This window comes from Gordonia sp. ABKF26 (genome assembly GCF_041103195.1).
Classification (GTDB): Bacteria; Actinomycetota; Actinomycetes; order Mycobacteriales; family Mycobacteriaceae; genus Gordonia; species Gordonia terrae.
In genome coordinates this window covers 1,748,361-1,763,886 of record NZ_JBGCVZ010000003.1, presented here as the reverse complement: position 1 = coordinate 1,763,886, position 15,526 = coordinate 1,748,361, and the positions used below count along the sequence as shown (strand labels likewise).

Here is a 15,526-nt window from a genome sequence, read left to right as displayed (position 1 = left end):
CTAGGGTGGGAGGATGCCTCCGCCCGGTGCGCCAGCGCACCGGCGGCACCGGAGTGCGGCAGCGACGAGGAGGACCAGCGACCCATGTGTGGAATCTGCGGCGAGATCCGGTTCGACGGCACGGCGCCGGATGTCTCGGCCGTCGACGCCATGACCTGCGAGATGACCCGGCGAGGTCCCGACGGTTCCGGCGTCTTCGCGAAAGGTTCTGTCGCACTGGGCCACCGCCGCCTGAAGATCATCGACCTGTCCGAGCGCGGGAGCCAGCCGATGGTCGACCCGGCGCTGGGTCTCGCGCTGGTGTTCAACGGGTGCATCTACAACCACCACGAGCTGCGCGCCGAGCTGGAGGGCAAGGGATACACCTTCTTCTCCCACGCCGACAGCGAGGTCATCCTCAAGGCGTTCCACGCCTGGGGTCCCGACTGCGTCGACCACTTCATGGGCATGTTCGCGTTCGCGATCGTCGACACCGACACCGGCGTGGTCACCCTGGGCCGCGACCGGCTCGGCATCAAGCCGCTCTATCTCGCCGACACTCCCGGCCGGCTCCGGTTCGCCTCGTCGGTGCAGGCACTGCTCCGCGCCGGTGACGTCGACACCTCGATCGACCGGGTGGCCCTGCACCACTACTTCAGCTTCCACGCCGTCGTCCCGGCGCCGCACACGATCTACAACGGCATCCGCAAGGTCCCGCCGGCCACCGTCATCACGATCCAGCCCGATGGCCGTCGCACCGAACGCAGGTATTGGGAGCCGGCCTTCGAGCCACACCCCGACCGCCGGGACTGGGACGAGAAGCGCTGGCAGCACGAACTACTCGATTCGCTACGGACGTCGGTGCGCCGGCGCATGGTCGCCGACGTCCCGGTCGGCGTGTTGCTGTCCGGCGGCGTCGACTCCTCCCTGGTCGTCGCGCTGCTCGCCGAGCAGGGCCAGACCGACCTCGCGACCTTCAGCATCGGATTCGATTCCGCGGCAGGAGAATCCGGTGACGAATACGCCTACTCGGATCTGATCGCAGACACCTTCGGCACCGATCACCACAAGATCCACATCGGCACCGACCGCCTGCTGCCCGCCATCCCCGACACCGTCGCGGCGATGGGCGAACCCATGGTGAGCCACGACTGCGTCGCCTTCTACCTCCTGTCGCAGGAGGTGAGCAAGTCCATCAAGGTGGTCCAGTCCGGCCAGGGAGCCGACGAGATCCTCGGTGGATACAGCTGGTATCCCCCGCTGCTCGACGTGACCCGCGACAAGACGACGCGGGCCTATGCCGACGTGTTCTTCGACCGCGACGACGTCGACATCCGCGGCATCCTCGCCGACGACTACCTCACCGAGGCGGGATACGACCCCAGCTTCGAGTTCGTCTCGGCCCACCACTCCGCGCCCGGCGCCCACACCTCCGTCGACGCCGCGTTGCGCCTCGACACCACGGTCATGCTCGTCGACGACCCGGTCAAGCGCGTCGACACGATGACGATGGCCTGGGGCCTGGAGGCCCGGGTCCCGTTCCTCGACCACGAGTTCGTCGAACTGGCCGCCACGTGTCCCCCCGATCTCAAGCTCGCGCACGGGGGCAAGGGTGTGCTCAAGGAGGCGAGCCGGGCGCTTCTGCCCTCGGCCGTCATCGACCGCACGAAGGGCTACTTCCCGGTCCCCGGCATCCGCCACCTCACCGGCGGCGTGCTCGACCTCGTCTCGGACACGTTGCGGTCCAAGGCCGCCCGCGACCGCGGGCTGTACCGACCCGAGGCCCTCGATCGGCTCTTCGCCGATCCCAACGGAATCCGCACCAGGCTCGACGGCAACGAGCTGTGGCAGGTCGCGCTCCTCGAGATGTGGCTGCAGACCATGGAAGGCAACGCCCACCGGTGAACACCCTCCGCTTCGACGACCGTGGGTGGAAGACCTACGGCGCGTCCCTCTCTCCCGACGGCAGCGCGTTCGCCTACATCGTCGACGACGGCACCGGATACCCGCGGGCCGCCCAGCGTTCGCTGTCGCGCGACGGCGTCGGCGAGCTGAGGTGGGTGGAGTTGCTGTCCACCGGTCCGGTGCGCAAAGTGGTCCACTCCTCCGACGGCCGGTGGCTGGCGGTGGAGATCGCGCCGAGCGGCGGTGAACACCACCAGGTCTGGGTGGTGACCACCGAGCCCGACGACGACACCGCTCACCGGATCGCGGCCACCCGCCCGGACGGCCGGTCGTTCGGCACCGTCGGTCTCGTCGGCTGGGACACCGACTGGGTCCTGATCACGGCCATCGACCACGACGGCACCTCATACGCCCTGCGGGTCCACCCCGGCACGGGGACGACCCAGACCCTCGACCAGCGTGTCGGCGGTGTCCTGATCGACTCCTGGAAGGGCGCGACACTCGTCCGCGTCGGACCCCGCGGTTACCACGACATGCTCCTTCTCCGACGCCATCCCGAAGCGGCCGACGACGACATCACGATGACTCCGCTCCTGCCGCAGGACCCCGGTGCGGTCACCGATCAGGGATACGTGCTCGACCAGGGATTCGATCACTCCTCGACGGTGTTCGTGCCCGCCCCGCACGAACCCGTCCGGGATCTCGACAGCGTCCAGGCGCTGGTACGCAGTGACTTCGACGCCAAGTTCCCGCGCCTCCTCGGCGTCGAGGTGAGCAGGTTCGGCGTCCGGTTCCGGGTGATGGCCCAGCGGGTCGACATCGGACTCGACGAGTTCGCCGTCAGCCATGATCAGTCGACCGTTGCGCTGCTGTGGAACGTCAAGGGCCGCAGTGAATTGCAGATCATGACACTGCCCGATCAGACGCTGCACCCACCGATCGAACTTCCGGGTGAGGTCGCTTCCGACCTGTCGATCAGTGCCGCGGGTTCGGTGGTCGCGGTCACGGTCTCGAGTCCGCAGCACTCCCCCCTCGTGCATCTCGTCGACGTCGCGAACCGCGCGGTATACCCGGTGCGGGACGACGTGGTGACCGGCGAGGGACCGTCGGATCAGCTGCGTCCGGAGCTGCTGGAGTTCTCCGCACGCGACGGAATGCCCCTGTCGGGCTTCCTGTTCCGCGCCTCGAAGAAGCCCGGACCCACACTGCTGTACTTTCACGGCGGCCCGGAAGGGCAGACGCGACCGGATTACCAGTTCCTGTTCGGCCCGCTCGTCGACGCCGGGATCACGGTGTTCGCTCCCAATGTGCGCGGATCGTCGGGCTATGGACGCCTGTTCGCCCACGCCGACGATCGGTACGGGCGGTACGCCGGCATCGACGACGCCGCCGACTGCGCCGAGTTCCTCTGCCGACAGGGCATCGCCGACCCCGACGCGGTGTACTGCTCGGGCCGTTCCTACGGCGGCTATCTCACATTGGCCTGCCTGACCTTTCATCCCGAGGTGTTCGCGGCGGGCATCGCGATCTGCGGCATGAGTGATCTCGAGTCGTTCTTCCGCAACACCGAACCGTGGATCGCGGTGGCCGCCTACACGAAGTACGGCCACCCGGAGTCCGACCGAGAGCTGCTCGCCGACCTCTCACCCATCCACCGCATCGACGATGTCCTGGCACCGTTGCTCGTCGTCCACGGGGCGCACGACACCAATGTGCCGGTGAGCGAGTCCCAGCAGATGGTCGCCGAACTACAGGCCCGGGGGGCGGTCGCCGAGATGCTGTTGTTCGACGACGAGGGGCACGAGATCGTCAAGCGCGCCAACCAGCATCGGCTCACCGGGGCCGTCGCCGACTGGCTCACGCGTTTCCCGTCCCGGAACGTGCGGCCCTGAGGCAGGGATATTTCCGCGCGTTCATCGTGGGGTAACAAACCGTTCTTACATTTCTCCCATCAACGCCGTTCGCCGACAGACGAGCGCTGTCGCCGAGACCGACAACGGGAGCACAATGTCCACACCAACATCCGGGAACCCCCACCCCGACCCGACGGGTCCTGCGACACAGTCGCATTCCGGGGCGGCGGGCGAGAGCGTCATCAAGGCGACCTACGACGACCGACTCACCAATACCGACCTCGCGCCGCTGAAGGAACAGAAGTGGACGTGGTACAACATCTTCGCCTTCTGGATGTCCGATGTGCACAGCGTCGGCGGGTACGTGTTCGCGGGCAGCCTGTTCGCGCTCGGGATCGCGGCCTGGCAGGTGCTCGTCGCGCTCGTGGTGGGTATCGTCGCGGTCAACATCCTGTGCAACCTCGTGGCCAAACCGTCCCAGCTCGCCGGCGTCCCCTACCCGGTCACCACGCGTGTGTCGTTCGGCGTCAAGGGCGCCAACATCCCGGCGATCATCCGCGGTGTCATCGCGGTGGTCTGGTACGGAATCCAGACCTACCTGGCGTCGGTCGCCTTCGGTCTTCTCGCGTTGAAGTTCTGGCCCGGACTGGAACCGTGGGGCGACGTCGACCAACACGGTTTCCTCGGGTTGTCCGCGCTCGGCTGGGCGGGCTTCATCCTGATGTGGGTGCTACAGGCGCTCGTGTTCTGGAACGGGATGGAGACGATCCGCAAGTTCATCGACTTCTGCGGTCCCGCAGTGTATGTCGTGATGATCGCGCTGGCCGCCTACCTCGTCGTCGAGGCCGGGTGGGACAACGTGAGCCTCGACCTGTCCGTCGGCGACGGGCTCTCCGGATGGTCGTCGATCACGATGATGATCAGCGCATTCGCGCTCGTGGTCTCCTACTTCTCCGGGCCGATGCTCAACTTCGGCGACTTCTCGCGCTACGGCCGCTCCTTCGGTGAGGTCAAGAAGGGCAATTTCTGGGGACTCCCGGTCAACTTCCTCTTCTTCTCCCTCCTGGTGGTGTGCACGGTCTCCGCGGCGGTCACGGTCATCGGCACCGACGAGGACGGCAACATCATCACCGATCCGGTGCACATCGTCGACCGCATCGACAACACCACCGCGGCCGTGCTGGGCGTGTTGACGTTCGCCATCGCCACGATCGGCATCAACATCGTCGCGAACTTCGTCTCGCCCGCCTTCGACTTCTCGAATGTGGCGCCCACCAAGATCAGTTGGCGCACCGGGGGCATGATCGCAGCGGTGGGCTCGGTGCTCATCACGCCGTGGAATCTCTTCAACAACCCGACGGCGATCCACTACACGATGGACACCCTCGGCGCGGTGATCGGTCCGCTGTTCGGCATCCTGATCGCCGACTTCTACCTCGTCAAGAAGCAGAAGATCGTCGTCGACGACCTGTTCACGATGAAGCCGGCGGGCACCTACTGGTACCGCAACGGGTGGAACCCGATTGCCGTGGTCGCCACCGTCATCGCATCGACCCTGCCGATCTGCGTCGTCATCTTCGGCACCGTCTATCAGGCGAGCTTCACCTGGTTCATGGGGGCCGGAGCCGGAATGATCCTGTACTGGCTCGGCATGCGCTTCGTGCCGGCCCACCTCATCTACGGGACCTCGACCGGCGCGCGGACGACCGGGGACATCGAGATCACCGCGAATTCCGAGGCACCACTGCCCGCTCCCTAGCGGCGACATGACCATCGACAGGGCCGCGCGACGGATCGCGCGGCCCTGTCGCTGTTCCTCCTCTCGAGGGAACCATGCCATTGACAAATGGCACAGTTGCTGATGGTGTGAGGTGATGCACACAGACCCACTCCGGTCGCCGACACCGCTGCCGACCCGCGCGACCGCCCGTTCGACGGTCACCGCCCACCTCACCCGCTGGGGTTTCGGTGCCTTCACGGGACTGATTCCGCTGAATCCCACCGGAATCCGGCTCTCGCGCGGCCTCATCGCCACGGTGATGCGACTGCTCGGCCCTGCACCCGCCGGCACCACGGTGCGGGCCGTACAGGACGACGACGTGCGCGGCGAATGGGTACTCGGACCCGGGGTCGAACCCTCCGACGCGGCGATCTACTACGTCCACGGCAGCGCGTACGCGATCTGTTCGGCGCGCACCCACCGCGGGCTGGCCGCCCGGTTGTCCGCGGCGAGCGGCCTGCCCGTCTTCGTCGTGGACTACCGGCTGGCCCCCGAGAACCGCTTCCCGTGCGCGGCCGACGACGTCGCCGCCGGGTTCGAGTGGCTTGTGCGTCAGGGCTATCCGGCGTCGCGCATCGTACTGGGCGGGGACTCGGCCGGCGGGCATCTCGCCTGTGACCTCGTCCTGCAACGGGCGCGGGCCGGCAGCGCCCAGCCCTCGTCGATCATCCTGTTCTCACCGCTGATCGACCTCACCTTCGGGCTGGCCCGTCAGCAGGAACGCATCCGGCGCGACCCGGCGATCACCGCTGCCGCGGCGGCGCGACTCGTCGCCCTCTACACGCGCGACGTCCCGGCAGACCACCCCCGGCTCGAACTCGAGTTCACCCCCGCCGCGCAGCTCCCGCCGTTCCTCATCCAGACCGGCGGGGCAGAGATGCTCAGCGCGGACGCCCGTCACCTCCACGAGCGACTCCGGACGCACGGCGGCGACAGCCGGCTGGAGGTCTGGCCGGGCATGATGCACGTCTTCCAGGCCCTTCCCCGATTGGGCCCCGAAGCCGACGCCGCGCTCCACCGGGTCGCCGACTTCCTCGCCGATGTCGACCGACTGCACACCGTGTCGGAGGTGTCATGATCCCGGTCGTGGACAGCCTCCGACGGCGACTCCTGCGTGACCCCGTGTCGATCGGCTCACGCGCGATCGTCACCGGCGCGGGCAGCGGAATCGGTCGGGCCTTCGCCCTGGAACTCGCACGACGCGGCGGCGAGGTGATCTGCGCCGACATCGATCCCGAGCGAGCCGTGGCGACCGTGTCACTGATCGAAGGCCGGACCGGCCGCCCCGCACATCCCTTCACCTGCGACGTGGCCGACCGAACGGCAGTCGAGTCCCTCGCCGCGTTCGCCGTCGAGACCTTCGATGGTCCTCCCGATCTCGTCATCAACAACGCCGGGGTCGGGATCGGCGGCCGCCCGGTCGGCGACATCGGGTTCGACGACTGGTCGTGGGCCCTGGGGATCAACCTCTGGGGCGTCGTCCACGGTTGCGAACTCTTCGCGCCGATGCTCCGGGAAGCCGGCCGGGGAGGCATCATCAACGTCGCCTCGGCGGCCGGATTCGCCGCGGCCCCGGTCATGGCGCCGTACAACGTGTCGAAGGCGGCCGTCGTCTCGCTGAGCGAGACACTCGCAGCCGAAATGGCGCACTCGGGGGTCGGCGTGACGGTCCTGTGCCCGACGTTCGTGAAGACCAACGTCGCCCAGGACGGTCGGATCACCTCCGAGGCACGCACTCTCGCCACGAACCTGATGCGCTGGACGGGTATCTCACCAGACGGCGTCGCCTCGGCGACGCTCGACGCGCACGATCTCGGTCGCCTCTACGTCGTGCCCCAGGTCGACGCCCGGGTGATCTGGCACCTCAAGCGACACTTCCCGGCCTCCTACGTCCGGGGCCTGGGACTGCTCAACCGGCTCCTCCCATCGTCCTGACCCCGGCGCCATCCACCCGACCTGACCCGAAAGGACCGTCATGGCCATCGACCTCGACAACATGCTCCAGAAGATCAAGGACCGCCAGTGGGCACTGGCCGACATCGACTGGGACGCCCCCGGTGCCGAGCTGATCGACGCCGACCTGCACGCCAAGCTCAAACCGTTTCTCAGCGACCTGATGTGGATCGAGAACGTGGGGGCACGGGGCTTCGCCGCGATGGCGAAGAAGGCCCCGACCCCCACGCTCAAGAGCATCTACGAGCACTTTCACGCCGAGGAACAGAAGCATGCCAATGCCGAACTGGCCTTGATGCGACGCTGGGGAATGCTCGACTGTGACGAGATCCCGTCTCCGAACGTCAACGTGCAGTTGGTGATCAACTGGCTGGACAAGCACTCCGACGACATGTCCCTGTCGTTCCTGGGCACCGTGATCCCCATGCTGGAGGTCGCACTCGACGGGGCCCTCATCAAGTTCATCACCGACGAGGTCGAGGACCCGGTGGCCCAGGAGGTCTTCAAGCGGATCAACGCCGACGAATCCCGGCACCTGGCCGTCGATTTCGAGGTCATGGAACTCCTCGGCCACGCGGGGCTGCGCAAGCGGACGATCGATTTCGTCGGCGGCTGGGTGAAACCTACCTTCCTCATCGGTGCGCTGAGCTATGTCCCCCTGCTCAACAAGATGCGCGACAACATCGTCGCGATGGGCGTCGACGAGGAACGTCTCTACAGTGCGATGAAACGGTATCGCGCCGTCGGCGACCGCAGCGAGTACGTCCGGCGGCTGCCGATGTTCCGCGTCGTCTCGTATCACGGTGCCGCGGTGGTCAACCGGGGCAACGTGCCCTACCACCTGTTCGCCGACTCGATGGTGAGACTCACCGGGCGGATCCCGTTCGGGCTCGTCCACCGGACACCGACGTGGTCGCAAGAACTCACCTACGAACCGACGGCCTGAGGACGTGACGATGCACATCTCGGTGGCGATCATCGGTGCCGGTTTTGCCGGCATCGGCACGGCGATCCGGCTCAAGGAGCGCGGGATCGAGGACTTCACGATCTTCGAGCGGGACGCGCGGGTCGGTGGAACGTGGCGGGACAACACCTATCCAGGCGCGGCCTGCGACATCCCATCGCGTCTGTACTCCTACAGCTTCGCTCCCAACCCGGACTGGTCGCACACGTACTCGCGCAGCGAGGAGATCCTCTCCTACATCGACACGATGGTGGAGAACCACGGGATCGAGCCCCACGTCCGGTTCGGTCACACGGTGTCGGGGCTGGAGTACAGCGCCGACGACGGCCTGTGGACCATCACCTTCGACGAGGGTCACGAACCGGTACGGGCGCGCGCGGTCGTCCTCGCCTCCGGTCCGCTCGCGAACGCCTCATTCCCCGACATACCCGGGATCGAGGACTATGCGGGACACAAGATCCACAGCGCGCGTTGGGATCACGACTATGATTTCGTGGGCAAGAAGGTCGCCGTCGTGGGCACCGGGGCCAGCGCGGTGCAGATCGTGCCGGAACTGGTGGCGCAGGCCGCGTCGGTGAAGGTCTTCCAGCGCACTCCCGGCTGGGTGCTGCCCCGCGCCGACGTCCGGACCCGAGAGGCCACCAAACGGCTGTATCGATCGGTGCCGGGAGCGCAGCGCCTCGCACGATCGCTCTGGTTCTGGGGTCACGAGACGGTGGCTCTGGGCGTCGTCTGGAACACTCCCCTGACCCGCGTCGTCGAGGCGGTGAGCAAGTTGCACCTGCGGTCTCAAGTCGACGACCCGTGGCTCCGCAGGCAACTCACCCCCGACTTCGCCGCGGGCTGCAAGCGCCTGCTCATGACCAGCGACTACTACCCCGCCCTGCAACGACCGAACTGCACACTGGTCACCTGGCCGATCGCCCGTATCGCCGAACGCGGCATCCGCACCGTCGAAGGTGTTGAGCACCAGTTCGATTGCATCGTCTTCGCGACCGGATTCGACGTGTCCAAGAACGGGACGCCGATCCCGATCACCGGCCTAGACGGTCGGGACCTGGCGTCGGAGTGGGGGCGGGGCGCGTTCGCCTACCGCAGCGTCGCGGTGTCCGGCTATCCCAACCTGTTCTTCACCTTCGGACCCAACTCCGGTCCCGGCCACAGCTCCGCCCTGGTCTACATGGAGGCACAGATCGACTACATCACCGACGCCGTCGGCCGGCTTCTGGACAACGGATGGAAGGCGCTCGACGTACGCGCCGAGGCGCAGGAGCGGTACAACCGGGACATCCAGCGCCGGCTGACCTCGACCACGTGGAACTCGGGCTGTCAGAGCTGGTACCTGACCGAGGACGGGTTCAACGCGACGATGTACCCCGGATTCGCGACCCAGTACGTCGGCCAGCTCCGCCGCGTCGAGCTGCGCGATTACCGGATTCTCGTCCACCAGGGGACTCGGACTCCGGCCGCCGCAGCGTTACAGTGAGGGGATGACCGAGTACCGGATCGACGACCTGGCGCGCGTGTCCGGAACGACGACCCGGAACATCCGCGGCTACCAGGAACGGGGGCTGCTCCCCCAGCCGCTCCGCCGTGGGCGCGTCGCGATCTACACCGAGAAGCACCTCCGCAATCTCCGGGCGATCAACAAACTGCTCGGCAGCGGCTTCACGCTCAAGCACATCGCCACGTTCATGACGAATCCGGGCGCTCGGATCGGGGATGCGTTGGAGCTCAACGAAATCCTCGACGAGCACTGGTCGAGTACATCGCGTCCGGAGATCACTCGCTCCGAACTCGACGACCGGTTCGGTCTGCTGGACGAGGCCCAGGTAGCGGCACTCGTGCAGGCCGGGGTGATCGCCGAGACCGGGCGCGACGGGGTGTACGAGGCCGTCGATCAGCGCATCATCGGGAACCTGGCCAAGCTCGTACGACGGGGCGTGCAGATCTCCGCGCTGGCCGACGTCCACGAGCGGTTCACCGCGAAGATCAACGAAGCCGCCGAGATCCTGCTCGCTGCCGCGCACGACGAGGTGGACCGGCGCAAGGGCCCGGGCTGGCTGCCGGAGAACGACGACGACGTCGCCTGGGCGGTGAACCTGTTGGGGATGATGCGCCGGGTCGGGACCGAGAACGCGCACGCCGCACTCGACCGCGCCCTCGACACGGCGCTGGACCGGGAACTCTCGGCCCACCAGAGCGCCGTCGACGAACGCACGGACGCCGACGCACCGCAGCCGGACTGAGTTCCGGCCCCGCACCTCAGCGGGACACGGTGTGCCGCCCCGGAAGTACGACGAGCGACGCGAGGAAGAAGCAGATCGCACCGACGAAGGTGCCGGACGTGGCGGCCACGGCGTCGGCGGTGACGCCACCCTTGGTCACGAACGCCCCGACCGCGGACACCCCGAATGCGACACATCCGATCCAGTTGACCAGCACCGACCACCAGTCACGATCACGGAGATCCCACCGGCGGCCGGTGGCGCGGGCGTACCCGGCGAAGGCAACCGCACCGCTGATCAGGAAGGCGATCGAACCGCCGGCGTCAGGGGTCCAGACGAGGTGACGGTCGCCCCAGATCGTGTGTGCCACAAGCGCCCCCGTGGTCGACACGTTGAAGAGGATCGTACCCACCGATTGCGTTGCGGCGCTCAACCATTCGGCTCGGATCACCGAACCGGGCGCCGAGGACCGCAGCTCGGTCACGGTTCCGCTGCGAACCAGCTGGATGACACCGGCACCGGTGAAGAACCATGCGCCGACGAAATAGCAGCCGTTGGCGAACCCGGCACCCACCAGATGCGCCAGCCCGGGGGCCGAACCCAGCGCGAACAGCGCCGACCCGATCATGAACCCCCAGCACTGCTTGCGCAGCGTCGGCGTCAGGAGCGCATTCCGCCGCTCATGCGGTGACATCGAGGCTCGCGATGACCTTGATCGGCTCGATCCAGATCGCCAGCTCGCCGGGCACCCCGTTGCGGGCCCCGAATTCCTCGGCGCGGTCGGCGCCCATGTACCGGGCCCCGCACAGCGAGGCGATGCGACGTACCTCGTCGAGGTCCTCGGTGATGCGGGCACTGCCCTGCACCTGCACGAACCCGAAGGGCGGTTCGGGCAGGTCAACCGACATCACGACCCGTGGATCGCGAAGCAGCGCACGACCTTTGGCGGTGGTGGCGCCGGTGTTGAAGGCAATCCGACCACCGTCGAGCACGAACCACACCGGAACGACGAGGGGTCGTCCGTCGGCGGCGAGATATCCGAGATGACCGGTTTTCGTGCCGCCGGTGAGGAAATCGCGGACGGCCGGATCGGACAGCGAGGACGCAGACATGCTCACAGAGTAGAGAGACCCGGACCGGACCGCGAGCGTTCGGGGGTGGTCCGACTCACCGTTGTGCGAGTACCGTGCCGATGCGGCTCGCCATCATCATGATGGTCGCGTGCGGACCGCTGCGGCCGCTACCGGGCAGAATGGACCCGTCGACGATCCGCAGGCCGCGGGTCCCGGATACGCCGCCGAGCCAATCGGTCCGGATTCCCATCGGCACGGTCCCCCACGCATGCTGGGAGAACCCGGCGCGATCGGCGATCCGGACGCTACCCGGCACGACGACGTCGGCGAACTCCGGCGACCGCAGCATCTCCACGACCCCCGCGGCAGCCGTGCGCAGCGAGGTTGCGGTGTCCGGGTCGGGCTCGACGAACTCCATCCGTACACGTGAGTGGTCTGCGACGAGCCGCACCGGCGAGTGCCGCATCGCAGTCACCTCGACAATCGGCCCACTGGCGGGCAGACCGCGAATGTGGGAAGCGAAATCGTCTCGATAGCAACGTATCTCGAGTCCATTCCCGGTGTGCAGTACAGTCGGCAGCACCATGCCGGCATCGGCCGGTGACCGCCTCGAGTACGACACCGCGAGGCCCCGGTGCTCCCCGGCCGTCAACGACCTCACATCCGAGCGGCCCGGTGCGCCCGATCCCGGCAGGCCCGGTAGTTCCGACCGGAGGAGGATTCCCGCGGTCCCGAGAGTGCCCGCGGCGAGGATCACCTCCCCGGCCCTCACGCTCAGCGACCCCGCACGCACGCCCGTGACCGTCGGACCCCGAACCGTGTCGAGGCGGTCGACCACCCGCCCGGTCAGCACCCTGAGGTTGGGACGCGAGAGCGCGGGGACGAGGTAGGCGTCGGCTGCGGATCGGCGCGCGACTCCGCTCCGGTTGGTCAACACCCGGTTGAGCCCGACCACCGGCCACCGCTGCGCGATCGGGCGCACCGGCGCGCGTTCCGACCAGTAGCGTTCGAAAGCGCGTCCGGCGTCGCCGAGTTCGTCGTCGGCCACGGGTTCGACACCCATGGTGCCCGCGGGCGCGTCCAGTTCGTCATAGGCGTCGGCGATGGCGTCGGGCTCCCATCCGGCCGGCCACGACGCGAAGTCGTCTCGATGCCACCTCAGGAAGTACCCGCCGTTCACCGCCGACGAGCCGCCGAGTGCCGAACCGCGGGCCGCGGACACCCCCAGATCGGTGGCGTGCCGGACGGCGTGCGGCGCAGCGTCGTCGATCGGCAGTCGCCGAAGGTCCAGGTCGGCCGGCGTGGGCAACCCCGCGGGCCCCCGCTCGAGCAGTACGACCGTGCGCTCCGGCTCCCGCGAGAGCCTCTCCGCGAGCACACACCCGGCACTGCCGGCACCGACGATGACAACGTCTGCGGTGAGCGACCGATCGGCCGCCGTCATCGAGAGATGACCGGGCGCAATGCTTCCGGGTCTCGATGGGCGATGACTCCCTGCCACAACCCGGCGCCGTAGGCCAGATCGTCGAGGCGGTGCATGAGGATGTAGCGCAACGGCCCGAGCGTGGGTGGGCTGGTCGGATCGGCGAGCAGATCCCGAACCCAGGACACCACCCCCTCGACGATCGCCACCTGCACGGCGAGGGTGCGGAACCGCTTCGACACCAGCGCGAGCAGCAACGCCACCGGCCAATAGTGGCGGCAGATCGCATCGGCGGCCTGCAGCAACCCGAACCCGGCGGCCCGCCCGGTCATCTGCGCGGACACCAGGGGCGCCGAGGGCAGGTCACCGAGCCGGCGGCGCATCCGCACCGCGAGATGGGTGAGGATGATCATCGCCAGCGCAGCACCGAAACGGGTCCGCGACAGCAGCGCGACCACCGCGGCCGCCATCGGCACCGACATCTTCATCGGCGCCGCGCGGTCGCCGTGGCGGGAGGCCAGGTGTGCCGCGCCGGTGCCGTAGAAGCAGCGGCGCGAGAGCACCGAACGCAGGTCCGTGCGGTGTTCGTGGGCGACGCGTGCCACCGGGTCGTAGCGGATCCGCCATCCCTCCGCGTGCATCCGCCAGCATGCGTCGACGTCCTCGGCCACCCGCAGCGACTCATCGAATCCGCAGAATGCACTGCGCCGCACGACCATCGCGGCACTGGGCACGTACGGCGTCCGGGTGGACGGCGCCACCGCGGACTCCTCGGGACCCATGTCCAGTGACGACCAGCCGTTCTCGTAGCGCTCGGCCAGCGATGTCGTCATGGCGTCGTCGTCGGATCGCAGCCCGACGATCCGCGGCGCGACGAGTCCCACGGTCGGATCGGAGAAGTGCGTGAGCAAGATCGTGAGCCAGTCCGGGTCGGGCACGACGTCGGAGTCGAGGAAGGCGACGAAATCGGTCGTCGCCGCCGCCGCTCCCGCGTTCCGCGCTGCCGACGGGCCGCGATTGTCGTCGAAGCGCAGGACCCGGGCGGTCGGGCGATCCGCCTCGATCGGCGTCGCGGAGCCGTCGTCGACGACGATGACGGCCAATCCGGCGAGGGCCTCGAGGAGGCGGTCGACACCGTCCTGGTTGTCGCGCACCGGGACGACCACGGTGACATCTTCCGGTTGCGGGCCGAACATCGGCCGCGGATTGGCGATCCCCGCGTCCAGCAGTGCGCGCGCAAGACGTCGGGTCACGTTGTCGCACACCTCGATTCGTCCATCCTCGGACGTCATCCCGAGCGCGGTGTCGGACATGCGCAGCAGGCGCGTCGGCGATCCGCCGACGAGGTAGCGGAAGTCGCCGGCCTTCGCGCATCGCAGGTCGATCTGCACCTGGAACCCGTCCGGCAGACCCGTGTGCGTTCCCGTCGATGCGTCCGCCGCCGGCTCGCCCTCACGATCCGCGGAGTCGGAGTCGCCACGAGCTGCGGCGCCCTCCGCGCTCCCATCCTGGTTCTCGGCACAGCGACGTGGAGCCGAGTCGTCGAGGGCGGTCATCCCAGACGCCCCAGATCGTCGACCTGCCACGAGTCGAGCGCGGCGCACAGCCGATCGGTGACGTCGCCGACCATGCTCGCACCGTCGTCGGGGTTCGCGCCGTCCGGATCGCCGAGGACGCCGTTGGGACTCACCGCGGCGACGCCGCCCGACCGCATCGCACCGAGCAGCGCGCCCACCGGCTCCCGATTGCCCGCGACCGCGCGCGAGGGGTCGACGACCGACGGCGAAACATGCAGCAGCACAGATGTTTCGGTGAACCCGGCGTGCGCATCGGCACCGTCGAACGCGCATGGGAACCAGGCGACGTCCCGGCCCTCGTAGCGCAGTCGGGTCACCGCCTCGATCAGCGTCCTGGTGTTTCCGCCGTGCCCGTTGACGAACACCACGCGCGCCGCCCACCGGCATGCACTGCGGCCGTATTCGACGAGCAGGCCGCGCAGCGCCTCGTGCCCGATCGAGATGGTGCCGGCGAAGCCCTCGTGTTCACCGCTGGCACCGTAGTTGAGGTCCGGGGCCCGCAGGAGTCCGGAAGCCTCCGATCGTCCGCACACGCGCTCGGCGATCGCCGCGGCGATGCGCGTATCGGTGTCGAGCGGGAGGTGCGGACCGTGTTGTTCGACCGAGCCGAGGGGCACCAGCAGGGTGATCACCTGCCCGTCGAGGTCTGGCCAGTTGCACTGCCCCAACATCGATGGCCCTGTCATTCGACCAATGCTAGCGATGGTGCTTGCGAGTGTGTCGGTCTCGCCCGAAAAACGAAGCGAAAAACGCGCCCGGATTCCGCTGCGGACCACCCTGACGAGCGTTCG

At 68.1% G+C, this 15,526-nt stretch carries 13 protein-coding genes; 8 read left to right on the top strand and 5 right to left on the bottom strand.

What is annotated here, in order from left to right:
- The first annotated feature begins 84 nt into the window (after positions 1–84).
- The 8 genes from AB4Z55_RS08500 (at position 85) to AB4Z55_RS08465 (ending at position 10,683) form a co-directional block, all read left to right on the top strand.
- Positions 85–1,884: an N-acetylglutaminylglutamine amidotransferase gene (locus tag AB4Z55_RS08500; RefSeq protein WP_369519548.1), complete on the top strand. Its 1,800-nt coding sequence runs from the start codon at positions 85–87 to the stop codon at positions 1,882–1,884.
- Positions 1,881–3,776 (top strand): alpha/beta hydrolase family protein, encoded by a 1,896-nt coding sequence (locus AB4Z55_RS08495; RefSeq protein WP_369519547.1) that lies wholly within the window; start codon positions 1,881–1,883, stop codon positions 3,774–3,776. The genes AB4Z55_RS08500 and AB4Z55_RS08495 overlap by 4 nt, the downstream gene beginning before the upstream one ends.
- Before the next feature lie 115 nt (positions 3,777–3,891).
- Entirely contained in the window at positions 3,892–5,496 is a 1,605-nt protein-coding gene (locus AB4Z55_RS08490) for an NCS1 family nucleobase:cation symporter-1 (protein ID WP_369519546.1), read from the top strand.
- Positions 5,497–5,611: 115 nt separating this feature from the next.
- Entirely contained in the window at positions 5,612–6,595 is a 984-nt protein-coding gene (locus AB4Z55_RS08485) for an alpha/beta hydrolase (RefSeq protein WP_369519545.1), read from the top strand.
- Positions 6,592–7,452, top strand: a complete 861-nt coding sequence (locus AB4Z55_RS08480; RefSeq protein ID WP_369519544.1) for an SDR family NAD(P)-dependent oxidoreductase — start codon at positions 6,592–6,594, stop codon at positions 7,450–7,452. The genes AB4Z55_RS08485 and AB4Z55_RS08480 overlap by 4 nt, the downstream gene beginning before the upstream one ends.
- Before the next feature lie 40 nt (positions 7,453–7,492).
- Positions 7,493–8,416, top strand: a complete 924-nt coding sequence (locus AB4Z55_RS08475) for a ferritin-like domain-containing protein (RefSeq protein WP_369519543.1) — start codon at positions 7,493–7,495, stop codon at positions 8,414–8,416.
- A 10-nt stretch (positions 8,417–8,426) separates the two neighbouring features.
- Positions 8,427–9,920, top strand: a complete 1,494-nt coding sequence (locus AB4Z55_RS08470; protein ID WP_369519542.1) for a flavin-containing monooxygenase — start codon at positions 8,427–8,429, stop codon at positions 9,918–9,920.
- Between the two features lie 4 nt (positions 9,921–9,924).
- The gene (locus AB4Z55_RS08465; protein ID WP_248643389.1) at positions 9,925–10,683 is read left to right on the top strand and encodes a MerR family transcriptional regulator; all 759 of its coding nucleotides are present in this window, start codon (positions 9,925–9,927) and stop codon (positions 10,681–10,683) included.
- A 16-nt stretch (positions 10,684–10,699) separates the two neighbouring features.
- Here AB4Z55_RS08465 and AB4Z55_RS08460 read toward each other — a convergent pair whose 3' ends face one another.
- From AB4Z55_RS08460 to mftE, 5 genes are read right to left on the bottom strand one after another with little or no spacing between them, the layout of a single operon-like run.
- A complete protein-coding gene (locus tag AB4Z55_RS08460) occupies positions 10,700–11,356 on the bottom strand; it encodes a hypothetical protein (RefSeq protein ID WP_004020565.1) in 657 nt (218 codons plus the stop codon).
- Positions 11,343–11,774, bottom strand: a complete 432-nt coding sequence (locus tag AB4Z55_RS08455; RefSeq protein WP_369519541.1) for a PPOX class F420-dependent oxidoreductase — start codon at positions 11,772–11,774, stop codon at positions 11,343–11,345. Before AB4Z55_RS08455 ends, AB4Z55_RS08460 begins: the two co-directional genes overlap by 14 nt.
- A 55-nt stretch (positions 11,775–11,829) precedes the next feature.
- Positions 11,830–13,179, bottom strand: a complete 1,350-nt coding sequence (gene mftG / locus AB4Z55_RS08450) for a mycofactocin system GMC family oxidoreductase MftG (RefSeq protein ID WP_369519540.1) — start codon at positions 13,177–13,179, stop codon at positions 11,830–11,832.
- Positions 13,176–14,714, bottom strand: coding sequence for a mycofactocin biosynthesis glycosyltransferase MftF (mftF, locus tag AB4Z55_RS08445; RefSeq protein ID WP_369519539.1), 1,539 nt, complete (start codon positions 14,712–14,714; stop codon positions 13,176–13,178). Before mftF ends, mftG begins: the two co-directional genes overlap by 4 nt.
- Positions 14,711–15,406, bottom strand: coding sequence for a mycofactocin biosynthesis peptidyl-dipeptidase MftE (gene mftE, locus AB4Z55_RS08440; RefSeq protein ID WP_239399778.1), 696 nt, complete (start codon positions 15,404–15,406; stop codon positions 14,711–14,713). The genes mftF and mftE overlap by 4 nt, the downstream gene beginning before the upstream one ends.
- Positions 15,407–15,526: the final 120 nt, after the last annotated feature.

What these genes read in the sequence shown, in the direction of transcription:
- AB4Z55_RS08500 (WP_369519548.1), top strand. Translation starts at nt 85, where the DNA reads ATGTGTGGAATCTGCGGCGAGATCCGGTTCGACGGCACGGCGCCGGAT.
- AB4Z55_RS08490 (WP_369519546.1), top strand. Translation starts at nt 3,892, where the DNA reads ATGTCCACACCAACATCCGGGAACCCCCACCCCGACCCGACGGGTCCT.
- AB4Z55_RS08485 (WP_369519545.1), top strand. Translation starts at nt 5,612, where the DNA reads ATGCACACAGACCCACTCCGGTCGCCGACACCGCTGCCGACCCGCGCG.
- AB4Z55_RS08480 (WP_369519544.1), top strand. Translation starts at nt 6,592, where the DNA reads ATGATCCCGGTCGTGGACAGCCTCCGACGGCGACTCCTGCGTGACCCC.
- AB4Z55_RS08475 (WP_369519543.1), top strand. Translation starts at nt 7,493, where the DNA reads ATGGCCATCGACCTCGACAACATGCTCCAGAAGATCAAGGACCGCCAG.
- AB4Z55_RS08470 (WP_369519542.1), top strand. Translation starts at nt 8,427, where the DNA reads ATGCACATCTCGGTGGCGATCATCGGTGCCGGTTTTGCCGGCATCGGC.
- AB4Z55_RS08465 (WP_248643389.1), top strand. Translation starts at nt 9,925, where the DNA reads ATGACCGAGTACCGGATCGACGACCTGGCGCGCGTGTCCGGAACGACG.
- AB4Z55_RS08460 (WP_004020565.1), bottom strand. Translation starts at nt 11,356, where the DNA reads ATGTCACCGCATGAGCGGCGGAATGCGCTCCTGACGCCGACGCTGCGC.
- AB4Z55_RS08455 (WP_369519541.1), bottom strand. Translation starts at nt 11,774, where the DNA reads ATGTCTGCGTCCTCGCTGTCCGATCCGGCCGTCCGCGATTTCCTCACC.
- mftG (WP_369519540.1), bottom strand. Translation starts at nt 13,179, where the DNA reads ATGACGGCGGCCGATCGGTCGCTCACCGCAGACGTTGTCATCGTCGGT.
- mftF (WP_369519539.1), bottom strand. Translation starts at nt 14,714, where the DNA reads ATGACCGCCCTCGACGACTCGGCTCCACGTCGCTGTGCCGAGAACCAG.
- mftE (WP_239399778.1), bottom strand. Translation starts at nt 15,406, where the DNA reads ATGTTGGGGCAGTGCAACTGGCCAGACCTCGACGGGCAGGTGATCACC.